Consider the following 15,418-nt stretch of genomic DNA (forward strand, 5'->3'; position numbering starts at 1 on the left):
TTTCCTGGTGCCGTCACCGTACCGTGCTTACCGTATGAACGGGAGGTCGCGAGGCGTGTACGCAGCGTGTCCGGATATCGCGAACTCTCCCTATCTGTCCGGCAACCCCCGCTCGTCGGGGGTGCGAGAGGAGAACTCATGTCGCTCGACGTCTCACCGGCCCTACTCGAACAGGCCGAGCGAGGCGAGGTCGACGAAGCGGAATTCGTCGACTGCGTCCGGACCTCCCTGCCCTATGCGTGGGAGATGATCAGCTCACTGGTGGCCCAGCTGAAGGTGGACGGCGGCGCGTTCGCCGACAACCAGACGCCCCCGCCGGACGAGCAGGCACGCGGTCAGCTGCTGCGTGCGCTTGCGAGTGACGCGATACGCGGCGCGCTGCAACGGCACTTCGGTGTGCGCCTGGCCTTCCAGAACTGCCACCGGGTGGCCGTGTTCCCGCTCGACTCCTCGGTGGACGAGAAGCTGGGCCGCTTCACCTCGGTCCGCAGTCAGGTGCTGAACCAGTCGCCCGAGTTCCGGGACTGCTGACGCGGCGCCACTTGCTTGCCGCTCCGTACGCGGGAGGTGCAGTTCTGTACCGGAGCGGCAAGCTCCCAGGAATCCATCGTGATCTCAGGCGAGTTGGGGGAGCACCTCGGCGCCCAGCCGCCGCACGTTCTCCTCGGTCGCCGCCAGGTCTCCGGATCCCTCGACGAGCAGCGCGAAGCGGGAGATGCCCGTCCGCTCGCTGGTCGCCGCCAGCCGGTCCGCGCACAGTCGCGGAGTGCCCACGGGGTGCAGCCCGCAGAGCAGTTCGGTGTATGCCAGAGGGTCGCGCATCCGGCGGGTGCGCCCGTCGACCGTGACATGGGCTTCGAGGCCCTGCTTCAGCCAGCCCGGCATCGCCTTCATCAGCGTCTCCGCCGCATCGACCCGCCGGTCCGCGATCTGGCAGACACCGGCCGACACATGGGACGCGCCGTGGACCTCCTCCGCGGAGCGTCCGCACGCCCGCGCGTGCTGCCGCCACAGCGCGACCATCTCGGCCTTCTCCTCGTCCCCCACGTGCATCCCGAGCAGCATCGACAGACCCCGCTCGGCCGCCAGCCGCACACTCGCCGGCGACGTGCAGGCGACGACGAGCTCGGGTCCCGCGACCTCCGTCAGGGCCTCCGACGGCCGCGGCACCACCGGGACTTCACGGAAGCGGAAGCGCTCCCCGTCGGCCGCCACGGACGACTCGCGCAGCCACCGCGCCAGAAGCTCCAGGGACTCCGGGAAGCCCTGCTCGTACGCCTCCAGGCCCGCGCCGAACACCTCCAGGTCGACCCACGGGCCACCGCGCCCGACACCGAGCGTGAACCGGCCGCCGCTCGTGTGGTGCAGCAGCGCGGCCTGTTCACCGAGGGCCACGGGGTGGACGGTGGGCAGGACACTGACCGCCGTACCGACCCGGATGCGGCGGGTGCGGCCCAGCAGTAAGGCGGCCAGGGTGATGGCCGACGGGCACGTGCCGTACGGCACGAAGTGGTGCTCGGCCAGCCAGACCGTGTCGAGCCCGGCCTCCTCGGCCACCTCGGCCGAGCGGACCGCGCGATGCAGCGCCTCTCCCTCGCCCTGACCGGGGAACTGGGCCGCCAACACGAAACTTCCAACGCGCATTGCTTTCCTGCTTCCTTGGCTCCGACACGGAGCTCCCCCACAGCGCATAACCGTCTGACACGTGCCGAGGACACGGCCGGGCGGAGTATTTTGCGGATTGTCTGCAGAATGGGGCGTTCCGCCGGGAGTCCCGAGGGGAGGGCACCCGGGGCGGGCCCGCCGCGCCCGAGAGGGACTTAGAGGTCCTTATGGCGATTGGTGCCGTACGCGTACCCCGGTACGCGCCGCGTAGGCTGGATGCGGCCCGTGCTTCCTGTATAGCCCCGAGAGGTGTCCCGTGTCCCCGCGTCGCAACCGACCCAAGGGCGCAGCTTCGTCCGGCCGGAGCGCCGAGGACGACCGCCCCGGCCGCTACGGCGGATGGCAGTCCTCGGAGAACTGGCAGGGCGAGAACTGGAGCGTGCGCCACGTGGCCGGCGCGAGCGCGCAGGGCAAGTCGTACCGCTGCCCCGGCTGCGACCAGATGATCCCCGACGGGGTGCCGCACGTGGTGGCCTGGGGGGAGCACACGGGCATCGACGACCGCCGGCACTGGCACAAGGCCTGCTGGAACGCGCGGGACCGCCGCACCCCGGGGGTGCGGCGGTCCCGTAACGCGCCGAGGTTCTGAGGGGGCTCAGACGTCCCGCTTCTCCAGCAGCGCGAAGGCGGCGGCGAACGCCACGGCCGTGGCGCCGAGGAGGATCCACAGAGGGTCCCAGCCGGACGGGCCCGACTGGCTGAGGGAGTTGGCGTAGAAGACGCTCAGCTGGTTCGGGATCGAGTACTCGAACAGGGCGTCGCGGACGCCCTGCAGCGACTCCGAGAACATGAACAGCGCGATCACCAGCGGGGCGAGCACGGCGCCGATCATGATGGTGATGGCGCCGGCCGAGTGCCGGATGATCGAGCCGATGGCGAGCGAGAGCAGGCCCAGCAGGGCCACGTAGGCCGCGATGCCGACCGTCCCCCTCAGCCATTCCTCGCCGGAGGGGGACTTGGCACCGTTGCCCTCCAGCATGGCCACGTGCAGGAAGGCGACGAGGGACGCGGAGGCGAGTGTCACCGCGAAGGCGACCAGGAAGAAGACCACGGCCTTCGCCGCCAGCACCCGGCCCCGGCTCGGGCACGCGACCATCGTGGTGCGGATCATGCCGGTGCCGTACTCCGAGGCCGTGGTCAGCACGCCCAGCGTGATGATGCACATACTGCCGAGCAGCAGGCCGAAGAAGCCCAGGCCGAGCGGGTTCTCGCCGTCCAGGGCGGGGTCGGAGTCCGCCACCACCACGCCGGTCAGCGTGCCGATGCCGATGACGAGCAGCACGAAGACGCCGAGCGTCCACATCGTGGAGCGGACCGACCTGATCTTCGTCCACTCGGAGGCGATGGCGTGTCCGAGGTGCGTACGCACGACCGGGATCGGCGAGGTGTAGCCGGGGTACGGGGCACCGGGCGCCGCCTGCCGGGCGGGCGCGGCCTGCGGCATCTGGGACTGGGGGCTGCTCATCGGGTGTCCTCGGGCTTGGTCAGGTCGGAGGTCGGGGCGGCGGCGGGCGCCGGCGGCGCCGCGTCCGGCTGGGCGTCCGGCTGCGCGGGCTGGGCGTAAGGGTTGGACGTTCCCGCCCCTGGGGCGCCAGGGGCGTCTGGGGCGGCCCCTGGCGCGCCGTACGGTCCCGCCGGCGTCGGGCCCGGTGCGCCCTGCGGTGGCATGGAGAACGGCTGGCCGCCCTGCTGGGGCGGCGGCGGGGCGTACCAGCCCGCCTGGCCCTGCCCGGGCACCGGCATCGGCGGCTGCGCGCCGGGCGGCAACGGCTGCTGGAGCCCTTCCTTCTGGTCGATCGTCGAGCGGTAGTCGACGGCGCCCTGCGTCATCCGCATGTACGCCTCCTCCAGGGAGGCTTGGTGCGGCGACAGCTCCCACAGCCGTACGTCGTGGTCGTGCGCGATGTCGCTGATGCGGGGGAGCGGCAGCCCGGTCACGCGCAGCGCGCCGTCCTGCTCGGGCAGCACGTGCCCGCCCGACTCGGTGAGCGCGGCCGACAGCTTCTCGCGCTGCTGCGGCTCGCTGTCCGGCGTCCGCACGCGCGCGAAGTCCGCGGAGTTCGCCGAGATGAACGCGGTCACGCTCATGTCGGCGAGCAGCTGACCGCGCCCGATGACGATGAGGTGGTCGGCGGTCAGCGCCATCTCGCTCATCAGGTGGGAGGAGACGAAGACGGTACGGCCCTCCGCCGCCAGTGCCTTCATCAGGTTGCGCACCCAGAGGATGCCCTCGGGGTCGAGGCCGTTGACCGGCTCGTCGAACAGCAGCACCTGCGGGTCGCCGAGCAGCGCCGCGGCGATGCCGAGCCGTTGCCCCATACCGAGGGAGAAGCCCTTGGACCGCCTCCTGGCCACGTCCTGCAGACCGACGACCCCGAGCACCTCGTCCACCCGCCGGGCCGGGATGCCCGAGAGCTGGGCCAGGGACAGCAGGTGGTTGCGGGCGGACCGGCCGCCGTGCACCGCCTTGGCATCCAGCAGGGCACCGACCTGGCGGGCGGCGTTGGGCAGCCTCCGGTACGGATAGCCGCCGATCGTCACCTGCCCGGCCGTCGGGTTGTCGAGGCCGAGGATCATCCGCATCGTCGTCGACTTGCCCGAGCCGTTCGGCCCGAGGAAGCCGGTGACGGCTCCGGGCCGCACCTGGAAGGAAAGGTTGTACACAGCGGTCTTGTCGCCGTAGCGCTTCGTCAGGCCGACTGCTTCGATCATGCTCCGCACCCATCGCAAGGTTCAGGACAGCGGGGCACACGCCCCCGTAAGGGTTAGGAGGATATCGAGGCGCTGACGGTTCCACCCAAGAGGAGGTAAAAGGTCAGGCCACGCTAGGCATCGCGCTTCTTCAGCAGTACATAGCCGCCGACGAGCGCCGCGAGGACCCACAGCCCCATGATCCCGAGGCCGCCCCACGGCCCGTACGGAGTGTCGTCGTCGATCGGCGTGACGACCTGCATGATCTTGCTGCCGGCCTGGTCGGGCAGAAACCGGCCGACCTTCTTCGTCGCGTCGACGTTGCCCAGGATGTTGGAGATCAGGAAGAAGAACGGCATCAGGATGCCCAGGGACAGCATCGGTGAGCGCAGCATCGCGGCGACGCCCATGGAGAACATCGCGATCAGCGCCATGTAGAGGCCGCCGCCGAGCACGGCCCGCAGCACCCCCGGGTCGCCGATCTCCGCCCGGTGCGGGCCCAGCATCGCCTGCCCCAGGAAGAAGGCCGCGAAGCTGGTGACGAGGCCGACCAGCAGGGCGAGCCCACCGGCGACCGCGATCTTGCTGAACAGGAAGGAGCCGCGCTGCGGCACGGCGGCCAGCGAGGTGCGGATCATGCCGGTGCTGTACTCGTTCGACACGACCAGCACACCGAACACGATCATCGCGAGCTGACCGAGACTCATCCCCGCGAAGCTGATGAACGTCGGGTCGAACTCCGCACGGGCCTGCGCGTTCATCGAGTCGAACTCGTTCTTCGACAGTGCCGAGATCAGCATGCCGAGGGCGATCGTCACGACCACCACCAGCGAGAGTGTCCACACGGTGGACGCAACGGACCGGATCTTGGTCCACTCCGACCGGACGACCTGTGTCACCGCCATGCTCAGCCCCTCTTCCAGCCGTCGCCCCACTGCTGCCGCGGTGGCTCGGGGCTCGGCGCGCTCGTCCCGTTGTGTGCGTGGTACTCCACCGACTCCGCGGTCAGCTGCATGAACGCCTCCTCCAGCGAGGCCTGTTGCGGGCTCAGCTCGTGCAGCGTGATCCGGTGCTGAGCCGCCAGCTCACCGATGTGCTCGGCCTTGCCGCCGTCCACCTCCAGCACCCCGTCACCGCTCTCCACGGCCACGATCCCGGCCTGGTGCAGCACGTCGAGCAGCCGCTCCCGCTGCGGGCTGCGGACCCGGACGTACGAGCGGGAGTTGCGGTCGATGAAGTCCGCCATGGAGGTGTCCGCGAGCAGCCGCCCCTGCCCGATGACGACGAGGTGCTCGGCCGTCAGGGCCATCTCGCTCATCAGGTGGGAGGAGACGAACACGGTCCTGCCCTGCGCGGCGAGCGACTTCATCAGGGTGCGGATCCAGTGGATGCCCTCGGGGTCGAGGCCGTTGACCGGCTCGTCGAACATCAGGATCCGCGGATCGCCGAGCAGCGCGGCGGCGATGCCGAGCCGCTGCCCCATACCCATCGAGAAGCCCTTGGTCTTCTTCTTCGCCACCGCCGTCAGCCCGACCGTCTCCAGCACGTCCCGCACGCGGCCGCGCGGAATGCCGTTGCTCTGCGCGAGGCACAGCAGGTGGTTGTAGGCGGTGCGCCCGCCGTGCCAGGCCTTGGCCTCCAGCAGGGCGCCGATGTACGTCAGCGGGTCCTTGAGCTGCTGGTAGTGCTTGCCGTCGATCCGGACGTCGCCGGCGGTCGGATGGTCGAGACCGAGGATCATCCGCATGGTCGTGGACTTGCCCGCGCCGTTCGGCCCGAGGAAGCCGGTGACGATGCCCGGTCTGACGGTGAAGGACAGATTGTTGACCGCCACCTTCTCGCCGTACCGCTTGGTCAGCCCCTCCAGCTCAATCATGCCGCCACGCTAGAACGTGACAAAGCCCTCTGCCACCCGAGCGGCAGAGGGCTTTGCAGGAGATTCAGACTCCGTATGCCGGGCTGTTACCGGGACTGCTGCGCCGGGACCCCACGGGAGATCGACTCGTCCTCGGCCGGCGTGCCGGCGGCGGCCACCGCGGCGCCCGTGAGCGTCGCGAGCATCTCGCGGACGTTCGTCAGCTGGGCGTTGATGCTGTCGCGGCGGTTGGTGAGGGCGGCCAGCTCGCGCTCGGATTCCGAACGGATGCGGTCGGCCTTGGCGTTGGCGTCGGCCACGATGTCCTCGGCCTGGCGCTGGGCCGTCTCCACCGTCTGGCGGGCGCGGCGCTCGGCGTCCGTGCGCAGCTTCTCCGCCTCCAGACGCAGCTGCTCGGCGCGGTGCTCGATCTCGGCGAGGCGCTTCTCGGCCTTGGCCTGACGGGAGGCCAGGTCGCGCTCGGACTGCTCGCGGCGCTTGGCGAGGTTCGTCTCGAAGTCGGCGGCGGCCTGCGCGGCCTTGGCGCGGGTCTCCTCGAAGAGGGCGTCCGCCTCCTCGCGCTTGGACTGCGCGTCCTTCTGCGCCTCGGAACGCAGCTGGGCGGCGTCGCTCTTGGCCTTCTCGACGATCCGCAGGCCCTCGTCCTCGGCCTTCGCCTTGCGCTCCGCCGAGTACGACTCGGCGTCGTTGCGCACCTGCTGGGCCGCCGACTCGGCGAGCTCACGGTGCTGCTCGGCCGCGCGCCGGGCCTCCTCGCGCAGGTCCTTCGCCTCTTCCTCGGCGAGGCGGAGGATCTTCTCCACGCGCGCGCCGAGACCCGCGTACGACGGCTCGGCGTCGGTGATCTGGGCCTGGGCGTTCTGCGTCTCGAGGTGGAGCTCCTCGATGCGCTTTTCCAGAGCGGTGATGCGGGCGAGAGCGCTGTCACGGTCGGAGACGAGCTTGGAGATACGTTCGTCCACCTGAGCGCGGTCGTACCCACGCCGCACAAGCTCGAAGCCGTAGGGGGAAGTGTCGCTCATGGGGTTCCTGTCGAATGAGACCGGTGAGGTGATAGGTGGAATCCTAGGGGCCGAAACGGTGTGTCATCGAGCGGATGCGCGTTTGGTCTGCAAAATGAGACCCCTTTTGAGTGGCTAACCCCCGGACCGCTTGCCAAAGACTTGGTCAAAGGCCCCAGCACACAACGGATTCGCCCCGTTTGGCTAGCTATCCGAGGACTTGCCACCCGAACGGGGCGCGCCGACCGTCGCGCCCGCCTTGACTCCGTTGTCCTTGCCCGTGGAGGGGGCCTCGAAGGACTCCAACGCCTCCAGGACGTCCTGGACACGGGAGATCTCGGCGTTGATGTCCTCGCGGCGGCGGACCAGCACCTCCAGCTCGCGCTTGCCCTCCTCGACCGTGCGCTTGGCCTCGCGGATCGCCTCGGCCTTGAGCTCCTCGGCCTCCCGGACCAGCGTGGACTTCTTCTGCTCGGCCTCCTTGAGCAGGCCCTCCGCCTTCTTCACCGCGGCGATACGGACCTTGCCCGCCTCGGAGTTGGCCTCCGAGACGATCTCCTTGGCCTTCGCCTGCGCCTTCGCCAGCTGCTCCTCGGCGGCCTTGACGAGCGCGTCGCAGCGGTCACCCGCCGACTTCATCGTCTCGGCCGACTCGCGGCGGGCCCGCTCGTGCAGCTCCTCGATCTCGGAGGTGATGCGGTCGCGCAGCTCCTCGGCGCGCTCCCTTATCTGCGTGGCGTCCCGGCGTGCGCCGACCAGCAGCTCGTCCGCGTCCGTACGGGCCTTCTCCACCAGAGAGTTGCCCTCGACCGTCGCCTCGGACACCAGCCGGTCGGCCTCCGTGCGGGCCGCGCCCACCATCGTGTCGGCCTGCGACTCGGCCTCCGCGGTGGTCTTGTGCGCCTGCTGCTGCGCCTCGGTCAGCAGCTTGTCCGCCTCCGCCGTGGTCTCCGTGATGAGCTTGTCGACCTGCTCGGCCGCCTCGGAGCGCCGCTTGTTGGCGTCCTTGCGGGCCTCGTCCAGCGTGCGGTCGGCCTCCTCGCGCGCGGTGCTGACGAGCCGCTCCGCCTCCGCCTCCGCATCGGTCTTCACGCGCTCGGCCTCGCTGCGGATCCGCTCCGCCTGCTGCTGCGCCGAACCGACCGTCTCGGCGGCCTCGGCCCGCAGCCGCTCGGCCTCGCCGGTGGCGTCTCCGACCAGCTGCTCGGCCTTGGCGACCGACTCCGCCCGCACCCGCTCGGCCTCCGTGGCCGCCTCGGAGCGGACCCGCTCGGCCTCGGAGACCGCTTCCGTACGGACCCGCTCGGCCTCGGCGACCGTGTCCATGCGCAGCCGGTCGGTCTCCTGGACCGTCTCCGTCGTGAGCCGCTCCGCCTCGTTGCGGGCCTCGGTGATGAGGGTGTCCGCCTGCGTCGCCGCGTCCGAACGGATGCGGTTGGCGTCCTCGCGGGCGTCCGCCCGGGTGCGCGAGGCGCTCTGCTCGGCCTCGGCGATCGCGTCCGCCGCCTCCGTACGCGCCCGCTGGGCGTGCTCGGCGACGTCCGTGCGGATCCGCTCCGCCTCCGAGATCGCCTCGGACATCGTCCGCTCGGCGAGCGCCTTGGCGGCCTCGGACTCCTCGTGCGCCTCGCGCCGCAGCCGGCCCGCGTCCTCGCTCGCCCGCTCGCGCTCCGCGTAGGCGTCGGAGCGGACCCGGTCCGCCTCCTCCTGGGCCTCCCGGCGCGTACGGTCCGCCGCGTGCTCGGCGGCCGAGCGCAGACCGGTGATCTCCTCCTGCGCCTGCTCGTGCAGCCCCGCGACGGAGTCCCGGACCTGTTGGGCGTGCTGCTCGGCCGCCGACACCATCTCCGTGGCACGGCGGTCGGCCTCCTCGACCAGCCGTACGGCCTCGGTCTGCGCATCCTCCACGCGCTTGCGCGCCGAGGCCAGCAGCTCCTCGCTCTGCTCGCGGGCCCGCTCGCGCTCCTGGTCGGCCTCCTGCCGGGCGCTGCCGAGGAGCTCCTCGGCCTCGCGGCGGCGCCGGTTGGCCTCCTCCTGGGCGGCGGCCAGCGTCTCGGACGCCTCCGCGGCGAGCCGCTCGGCCGCGGACTGCGCCTCCGCGCGCATCCGGTCGGCGCTCTCCTGGGCCTCCGACTTCAGCCGCTCGGCCTCGTTCGCCGCCTCCGAGCGCAGCCGTACGGCGACGGCCTCGCCCTCGGCACGCGCCGCGGACGCGTCCGACACTGCCTCGTCGCGCAGCCGCTCGGCCTCCGCCTCCGCCTGCTGCTGGAGCGTACGGATCCGCTCGGCGGCCTCGGCGCGCAGCCGCTCGTTCTCCTCGGCGGCCTCGCGGCGGATCCGCGCGGCCTCCTCACGGGCGTCCGACAGCGCCTGCTCGGCGGCCGTCAGCCGCTCCTCCGCCTCCGTCTGGAGCCGCGTCAGCTCCTCGGCGGCCTCGCCGCGCCGGGCCTCCATGGCCCGCTCGGTCTCCTCGTGCAGCTCCCGCGCCGCGCGCTCGGCGTCCTCCCTGAGCGCCTCGGCCTGCTCGACGACCTCCTCACGGTGCCGCTCGGCCTCCTGCCGGGTGCGCTGGAGCGTCTCCTCGGCCTGCCGGCGCAGGGTCGTGGCCCGCTCGATGGCCTCGGTGCGGACCTTCTCGCTGTCCGTCGTGGCCTTCGTACGCAGCTCGTCCGCGTCCGCCTTGGCCTTGGCGAGCAGCTCCTCGGCGGACTTCGCCGCCTCCTCGATCTGCGCCACGGCCTCCTTGCGGGCCTCGGCGCGGATCTTCTCGCCCTCGTCGACCGCGTCCGCCCGCAGCTGCTCGGCCTCTCCGCGCAGCCGGCGGGCCTCCTCCTGCAGCTCGACCGTCTTGGCGCGGTACTCCTTGGTGTCGTCCTTCGCCGCGCCCTTGAGCTGCTCGGCGATGTCGTGCGCCTCGGCCCGCAGCCGGTCCGCCTCGGCCTCGGCCTCCGAGCGGATCCGCTCGGCCTCCTCGGCCGCGGCCTTCGTGGTCTTCTTGGCGTCCTCCGACGCCTTGGTGAGGACCTCCTCGGCGGTCCGGGCCGCCTTGGACAGCTGGGTCGCGGTCTCCTCGGCGGTGAGCGTACGGGCCTTCTCGGAGGCCTCCGCGACGATCTTCTCTGCCTCGGCGCGGGCGTCGGCGACCAGCTGCTCCGCCTCGGACTTGGTGTTCTCGGCCTCCTTCGTGGCCTCCTCGACCAGCCGGGCGACCTGCTCCTTGGCGGTGCGCGTCCGCGTCTCGTTCGCGGACTCCGCGCTCGCCAGGGCCTTGGCGGCGGCCTCCTTGGCCTCCGCGACCAGCTTCTCCGACTCGGTCTGCGCCTTGCGCAGCGCCTCCTCGGCCTCGTTCATCCGCTGCTCGGCGGCCTTGCTCAGCTCCTGGGCCTCGCGGCGCGCGGACTCCGACTCCGTGGCGCTGGACGTGCGCAGCTGCTCGGCGTGGTCGGTGGCCTCCTGGGCCTGTGTGGAGGCGGCGTTGAGCAGCCGCTCGGCGTCCGTGCGGGCGCGGCGCAGGATCTGCTCGGCCTCGGCCCGGGCCTCCTCGGCCGCGCCCGTCAGCCGCTGCCGGGCCTCGGTCGCCAGCCGCTCGGCCTCCGCGCGGGCGGTGGCCAGGGCCTGCTCGGCCTCCGCCCGGGACTCCTCCAGCAGCCGGCGGGCCTGCTGCTCGGTGCGGGCGCGCAGCTGCTCGGCCCATGCCACGTTCTCGTTGACGTGCGACTCGACCGTCTGGCGGCGCTCGGACAGCTCCTGGTCCAGCTGCTGGCGGCGGGTCACCGCCTCCTGGTGCAGCTCAGCCTGGAGCCGGGCCGCCTGCTCGGCGTGCTCCTGGAGGATCCGCTGGGTCTGGGCCCGGGCCTCGCTCAGCTCGCGGTCGGCGTCCGCGCGGATCTGGTCGGCCTGCACCTGCGCGTTGCGCAGCAACTGCTCGGCCTGCCAGCCGATGTCGCCCCCCTCGAAGGAGGGCCGGGACATGATGGTGCGCCGCGCCTCGTGCAGCTTGGCGCGCAGCACCTCGACCTGGTAGCCGAGGTCCTCGGCGTGCTGGATCGCCTTTTCCCGCTCGGTCTTCAGCCGCTTCATCTCGGCTTCGAACCGAGAGAGGTGGTCGACGTCAGCCGCCGGCTCTCGCTCCTGGCTCTCGTAGCCCCGCACTGCGCGGTCCCATCCGTCCCCTGGTCGCAACTCTGCCCAAACGAGCTCCGTCCATCCGCCGGACGGGGCCCCCGGGGAATGGTGTCAGATCATCGGCGGAGCAGAGGCTGCTGCCCCGACGCTCGTCCCCCGAAACCCGGACCCCGGTGGTCCTGCCGTCGCACGGCGGGACCGCGGTCACCCTGGACTGAGCGGCGACCGCCCCCAACCCTACCGGCCCCTATGTACGAGAGTCAGTGCTCAGGTGACTCAACAGGCGCCGAAGTGACCAGTTCTGTCAGTACGCCATGACAGTCCTTGGGGTGCAGGAAGGTGATCCGTGACCCCATGGAACCGCGTCGCGGCTCTTCGTACAGCACGCGTACGCCCTTGCCCTTGATCTCCTGGGCGTCCCCGTCGACGTCTGCCGTACCGAAAGCGATGTGGTGGACGCCCTCCCCGTTCTTCGCGAGCCACTTCGCGACGGTGGAGTCCTCGCGGGTCGGCTCCAGAAGCTGCAGGTAGGTGGCGCCGCCGTCGGACGTTTCGTTGATCTTGAGCATGGCCTCGCGCACGCCCTGCTCCTCGTTGACCTCGGAGTGGAACACCTCGAAGCCATAGGTGGCACGGTAGAACTCGACGGTCTTGTCGAGATCGAAACAGGCGATTCCGATGTGGTCGATTCGCGTCAGCATGGATTCAGTGCAGCGCTCCCGAGGTGGTTACGCAACGTGCGCGCGATCACACCGACAGCCCGGTGACGGGGTGGAGTACCGGTCAGTACATTCGAAGTAAACCCTCGTTCACTCCTCGGCTGTGCAGCCGGTAAGGGGATCGCAGCTCATGTCTTCTGCCACGACCAGCTCGGTGATCGTCTCGGGGGCGCGTACGCCCATGGGGCGGTTGCTCGGTTCACTGAAGTCCTTCTCCGGAGCCGACCTCGGCGGCTTCGCGATCAAGGCCGCCCTCGACCGTGCGGGGATCGGCGGCGACCAGGTGCAGTACGTGATCATGGGGCAGGTGCTCCAGGCCGGTGCGGGGCAGATCCCGGCCCGCCAGGCCGCGGTCAAGGCCGGCATCCCGATGAGCGTGCCGGCGCTGACCGTCAACAAGGTGTGTCTGTCCGGCCTCGACGCCATCGCGCTCGCCGACCAGCTCATCCGCGCGGGTGAGTTCGACGTGGTCGTCGCCGGTGGTCAGGAGTCCATGACCAACGCCCCGCACCTGCTGCCGAAGTCCCGCGAGGGCTTCAAGTACGGCGCGGTCGAGATGCTCGACGCCATGGCCTACGACGGTCTGACCGACTCCTTCGAGGGCGTCGCCATGGGCGAGTCCACGGAGAAGCACAACACCCGCCTCGGCATCGCGCGGCCCGAGCAGGACGAGATCGCCGCTCTGTCGCACCAGCGGGCCGCCGCGGCCCAGAAGAACGGCCTGTTCGAGGCGGAGATCACGCCCGTCGAGATCCCGCAGCGCAAGGGCGACGCGGTGCTGTTCAGCAAGGACGAGGGGATCCGCGGCGACACCACCGCGGAGTCCCTGGGCAAGCTGCGTCCGGCGTTCGCCAAGGACGGCACGATCACGGCCGGTTCCGCCTCGCAGATCTCCGACGGTGCCGCCGCCGTCGTCGTGATGAGCAAGGCCAAGGCGCAGGAGCTCGGCCTGGAGTGGATCGCCGAGATCGGGGCGCACGGGAACGTGGCCGGGCCGGACAACTCGCTCCAGTCGCAGCCGTCCAACGCGATCCTGCACGCGCTGAAGAAGGAGGGCCTGGAGGTCTCCGACCTCGACCTCATCGAGATCAACGAGGCGTTCGCGGCCGTGGCCGTGCAGTCCATGAAGGACCTCGGGGTGTCCACCGAAAAGGTGAATGTCAACGGTGGCGCCATTGCCCTGGGTCACCCGATCGGGATGTCCGGTGCGCGTCTGGTGCTGCATCTCGCGCTGGAGCTGAAGCGGCGTGGCGGCGGCGTGGGCGCGGCCGCGCTGTGCGGTGGCGGTGGGCAGGGTGACGCGCTGATCGTGCGCGTGCCCAAGGCCTGAGTTTCGGTACGTCCCTTATCTGAACGGAGCTGTGATGCAGGACGTCTCCACGCTGGTGGCCCAGGCCAGGGAGGGGCGGCCGCGGGCCGTGGCCCGGCTGATCTCCCTGGTGGAGGGGGCGTCCCCGCAGCTGCGGGAGGTCATGGCGGCGCTCGCGCCCCTGACGGGCGGGGCGTACGTGGTGGGGCTGACCGGGTCGCCCGGGGTCGGCAAGTCGACGTCGACCTCGGCGCTGGTCTCCGCGTACCGCAAGCAGGGGAAGCGGGTCGGCGTGCTCGCCGTCGACCCGTCGTCCCCGTTCTCGGGCGGTGCGCTGCTCGGGGACCGGGTGCGGATGTCGGAGCACGCGTCCGACCCGGGCGTGTACATCCGCTCGATGGCGACGCGCGGGCATCTGGGCGGGCTGGCATGGGCGGCCCCGCAGGCGATCCGGGTCCTGGATGCCGCCGGCTGCGACGTGATCCTGGTCGAGACGGTGGGTGTGGGGCAGTCCGAGGTGGAGATCGCCTCGCAGGCGGACACGTCCGTGGTGCTGCTCGCGCCGGGGATGGGCGACGGGATCCAGGCGGCCAAGGCCGGGATCCTGGAGATCGGCGACGTGTACGTCGTGAACAAGGCGGACCGGGACGGGGCGGATGCGACGGCTCGCGAACTGAACCACATGCTGGGGCTGGGGGAGTCCCGCGGGCCGGGCGACTGGCGTCCGCCGATCGTGAAGACGGTCGCCGCGCGGGGTGAGGGCGTCGACGAGGTCGTCGAGGCCCTGGAGAAGCACCGGGCCTGGATGGAGGAGCGGGGGGTGCTCGCGGAGCGGCGCCTGTCCCGGGCCTCTCGGGAGGTCGAGGCCATCGCGGTGACGGCGCTGCGGGAGCGGATCGCCGACCTGCACGGAGACCGGCGGCTGGGTGCGCTGGCGGAGCGGATCGCCGCGGGTGAGCTGGATCCGTACCGGGCGGCTGACGAGCTGGTGGCGGGGCTGACGGAGGGCTGAGTGCGGGGGCCTGCGGCGGCCTCCGGGGGCCTGCCGGGTGCCTGCGGCGGCCTGCGCGGCTGTGTGGGGGTGCGCGTGGCGCCTGCGCGGTGGGTGTGGTCGGGGCGGCGCCGGGGGGCGTCCGTCCCCGGAACGGCGCGATGGGGCCGGACGCCGACTGACTGTTCGTCGACGCGCCAGCCGCTGCGGGCGGACACCCCCCGGCACGTCTCCTCTCGCCGTACGCGGGTGCGGGCGCGTCGTGGTCCCGCCGGCTGCGTGACGCCCCGGCGTCGGATGTGACGCCGGGGCGGTGGAAAAGGGGCAGTACCCGGTCAGTCCTGGTCGTCGTCCCGGTCGTCCCGGTCGTCCCGGTCGTCCCGGTCGTCCGAGTGGTCCGCCGTAACCTTGCCCGACTCGAGGTCGACCTTCCAGTCCTGCTCGGCCGAGCCGGACGTGCGGGTCTCGGCCTCCCAGGACTTGGCCTTGCCGTCCTCGTCCAGGTCGACGGACGTCACCACACCCTTGCCGGCGGCGGCCTTCGCGGCCTCCCCGGCCGTCACGGAGGACCCCTTCAGCGCGGCACGCACCTGTGCCGTGTCGTCCTCGTCGTCGGTCTGCGCACCCAGGACCTTGCCGTTGGACGGGTCGACACTCACGCTGTGCCAGGTGTTGTCGCCCGCCAGGACGTCGACCTTCCAGACCACCTTGTCGCTGTCGTCCTCGTCGTCCAGCTCGGCCGAGACCGCCGTGCCCGACGTGTGCCTCAGCGCGGAGGCGATGGCCTCGGACGCCGTGACGTCCGCTGAGGCGCCCCGCGCGGTGTCGTCGTCCCGGTCGTCCCGGGCGTCGTCGTCCGACATCTGAGTGGTGGCCGCCTGCCGCGCCGAGCCCTCGTCGTCTCCCGTGGTCGCGAGGGCCGTGGCCGTACCGCCTCCGATCAGAGCGGCGGCGGTCACAGCGGCGATCACGATGTTGCGCTTCATGCGGATTCCTCCCGAGTCGTTTCGTTTTCGACGTCTTCGACTCTGGCCGACGGAG

Annotated in this window: 13 protein-coding genes; 4 read left to right on the forward strand and 9 right to left on the reverse strand. The window is 71.4% G+C overall.

From position 1 onward, the window contains the following. The first annotated feature begins 138 nt into the window (after positions 1 to 138). Positions 139 to 531 carry an SCO5389 family protein gene (locus ACFU3E_RS20865; RefSeq protein ID WP_030246492.1) on the forward strand — a complete coding sequence of 131 codons (393 nt, stop codon included), beginning with the start codon at positions 139 to 141 and terminating at the stop codon, positions 529 to 531. A gap of 84 nt (positions 532 to 615) precedes the next feature. On the opposite strand, the gene ACFU3E_RS20870 is transcribed toward ACFU3E_RS20865, so the two are convergent. Then, on the reverse strand, positions 616 to 1,644 hold the full coding sequence (locus ACFU3E_RS20870) for an LLM class flavin-dependent oxidoreductase (protein WP_384160066.1): 1,029 nt from the start codon (positions 1,642 to 1,644) through the stop codon (positions 616 to 618). 277 nt (positions 1,645 to 1,921) lie between these two features. On the opposite strand from ACFU3E_RS20870, the gene ACFU3E_RS20875 reads away from it, so the two are divergent. Beyond that, positions 1,922 to 2,254, forward strand: coding sequence for an ATP/GTP-binding protein (locus ACFU3E_RS20875; protein ID WP_384160069.1), 333 nt, complete (start codon positions 1,922 to 1,924; stop codon positions 2,252 to 2,254). A 6-nt stretch (positions 2,255 to 2,260) separates the two neighbouring features. Here ACFU3E_RS20875 and ACFU3E_RS20880 read toward each other — a convergent pair whose 3' ends face one another. From ACFU3E_RS20880 to mce, 7 genes are all read right to left on the reverse strand, one after another. Further along, the gene (locus ACFU3E_RS20880; RefSeq protein ID WP_384160072.1) at positions 2,261 to 3,130 is read right to left on the reverse strand and encodes an ABC transporter permease subunit; all 870 of its coding nucleotides are present in this window, start codon (positions 3,128 to 3,130) and stop codon (positions 2,261 to 2,263) included. Next, positions 3,127 to 4,377 (reverse strand): ATP-binding cassette domain-containing protein, encoded by a 1,251-nt coding sequence (locus ACFU3E_RS20885; protein WP_384160075.1) that lies wholly within the window; start codon positions 4,375 to 4,377, stop codon positions 3,127 to 3,129. The genes ACFU3E_RS20880 and ACFU3E_RS20885 overlap by 4 nt, the downstream gene beginning before the upstream one ends. 113 nt (positions 4,378 to 4,490) lie before the next feature. Next, a complete protein-coding gene (locus ACFU3E_RS20890; protein WP_384160078.1) occupies positions 4,491 to 5,261 on the reverse strand; it encodes an ABC transporter permease in 771 nt (256 codons plus the stop codon). A gap of 2 nt (positions 5,262 to 5,263) precedes the next feature. Continuing rightward, a complete protein-coding gene (locus ACFU3E_RS20895; protein ID WP_384160081.1) occupies positions 5,264 to 6,232 on the reverse strand; it encodes an ABC transporter ATP-binding protein in 969 nt (322 codons plus the stop codon). 86 nt (positions 6,233 to 6,318) lie between these two features. Further along, positions 6,319 to 7,254: a cellulose-binding protein gene (locus ACFU3E_RS20900; protein WP_384160084.1), complete on the reverse strand. Its 936-nt coding sequence runs from the start codon at positions 7,252 to 7,254 to the stop codon at positions 6,319 to 6,321. A gap of 183 nt (positions 7,255 to 7,437) precedes the next feature. Next, entirely contained in the window at positions 7,438 to 11,385 is a 3,948-nt protein-coding gene (gene scy / locus ACFU3E_RS20905; RefSeq protein WP_384160087.1) for a polarized growth protein Scy, read from the reverse strand. Between the two features lie 233 nt (positions 11,386 to 11,618). Beyond that, positions 11,619 to 12,059 (reverse strand): methylmalonyl-CoA epimerase, encoded by a 441-nt coding sequence (gene mce / locus ACFU3E_RS20910; RefSeq protein ID WP_384160090.1) that lies wholly within the window; start codon positions 12,057 to 12,059, stop codon positions 11,619 to 11,621. A gap of 148 nt (positions 12,060 to 12,207) precedes the next feature. Here mce and ACFU3E_RS20915 point away from each other — a divergent pair, with 148 nt between their 5' ends. Together ACFU3E_RS20915 and meaB are read left to right on the forward strand one after the other, a co-directional pair. Next, positions 12,208 to 13,407, forward strand: a complete 1,200-nt coding sequence (locus ACFU3E_RS20915; protein ID WP_384160093.1) for an acetyl-CoA C-acetyltransferase — start codon at positions 12,208 to 12,210, stop codon at positions 13,405 to 13,407. 34 nt (positions 13,408 to 13,441) lie between these two features. Continuing rightward, a complete protein-coding gene (gene meaB / locus ACFU3E_RS20920) occupies positions 13,442 to 14,398 on the forward strand; it encodes a methylmalonyl Co-A mutase-associated GTPase MeaB (RefSeq protein WP_384160096.1) in 957 nt (318 codons plus the stop codon). A gap of 314 nt (positions 14,399 to 14,712) precedes the next feature. Here the strand turns inward: meaB and ACFU3E_RS20925 are convergent, their stop codons facing one another. Beyond that, positions 14,713 to 15,363, reverse strand: coding sequence for a PepSY domain-containing protein (locus ACFU3E_RS20925; RefSeq protein ID WP_384160098.1), 651 nt, complete (start codon positions 15,361 to 15,363; stop codon positions 14,713 to 14,715). Between the last annotated feature and the right edge of the window lie 55 nt (positions 15,364 to 15,418).

Origin of the sequence: Streptomyces sp. NPDC057424, assembly GCF_042803315.1 — a bacterium.
GTDB lineage: Bacteria > Actinomycetota > Actinomycetes > Streptomycetales > Streptomycetaceae > Streptomyces.

Bases quoted from the DNA above. Each gene is read 5' to 3' on its own strand.
- ACFU3E_RS20870 (WP_384160066.1), bottom strand. From the start codon at position 1,644: ATGCGCGTTGGAAGTTTCGTGTTGGCGGCCCAGTTCCCCGGTCAGGGC.
- ACFU3E_RS20895 (WP_384160081.1), bottom strand. From the start codon at position 6,232: ATGATTGAGCTGGAGGGGCTGACCAAGCGGTACGGCGAGAAGGTGGCG.
- ACFU3E_RS20915 (WP_384160093.1), top strand. From the start codon at position 12,208: ATGTCTTCTGCCACGACCAGCTCGGTGATCGTCTCGGGGGCGCGTACG.
- ACFU3E_RS20900 (WP_384160084.1), bottom strand. From the start codon at position 7,254: ATGAGCGACACTTCCCCCTACGGCTTCGAGCTTGTGCGGCGTGGGTAC.
- ACFU3E_RS20865 (WP_030246492.1), top strand. From the start codon at position 139: ATGTCGCTCGACGTCTCACCGGCCCTACTCGAACAGGCCGAGCGAGGC.
- ACFU3E_RS20885 (WP_384160075.1), bottom strand. From the start codon at position 4,377: ATGATCGAAGCAGTCGGCCTGACGAAGCGCTACGGCGACAAGACCGCT.
- ACFU3E_RS20880 (WP_384160072.1), bottom strand. From the start codon at position 3,130: ATGAGCAGCCCCCAGTCCCAGATGCCGCAGGCCGCGCCCGCCCGGCAG.
- mce (WP_384160090.1), bottom strand. From the start codon at position 12,059: ATGCTGACGCGAATCGACCACATCGGAATCGCCTGTTTCGATCTCGAC.
- ACFU3E_RS20890 (WP_384160078.1), bottom strand. From the start codon at position 5,261: ATGGCGGTGACACAGGTCGTCCGGTCGGAGTGGACCAAGATCCGGTCC.
- ACFU3E_RS20925 (WP_384160098.1), bottom strand. From the start codon at position 15,363: ATGAAGCGCAACATCGTGATCGCCGCTGTGACCGCCGCCGCTCTGATC.
- meaB (WP_384160096.1), top strand. From the start codon at position 13,442: ATGCAGGACGTCTCCACGCTGGTGGCCCAGGCCAGGGAGGGGCGGCCG.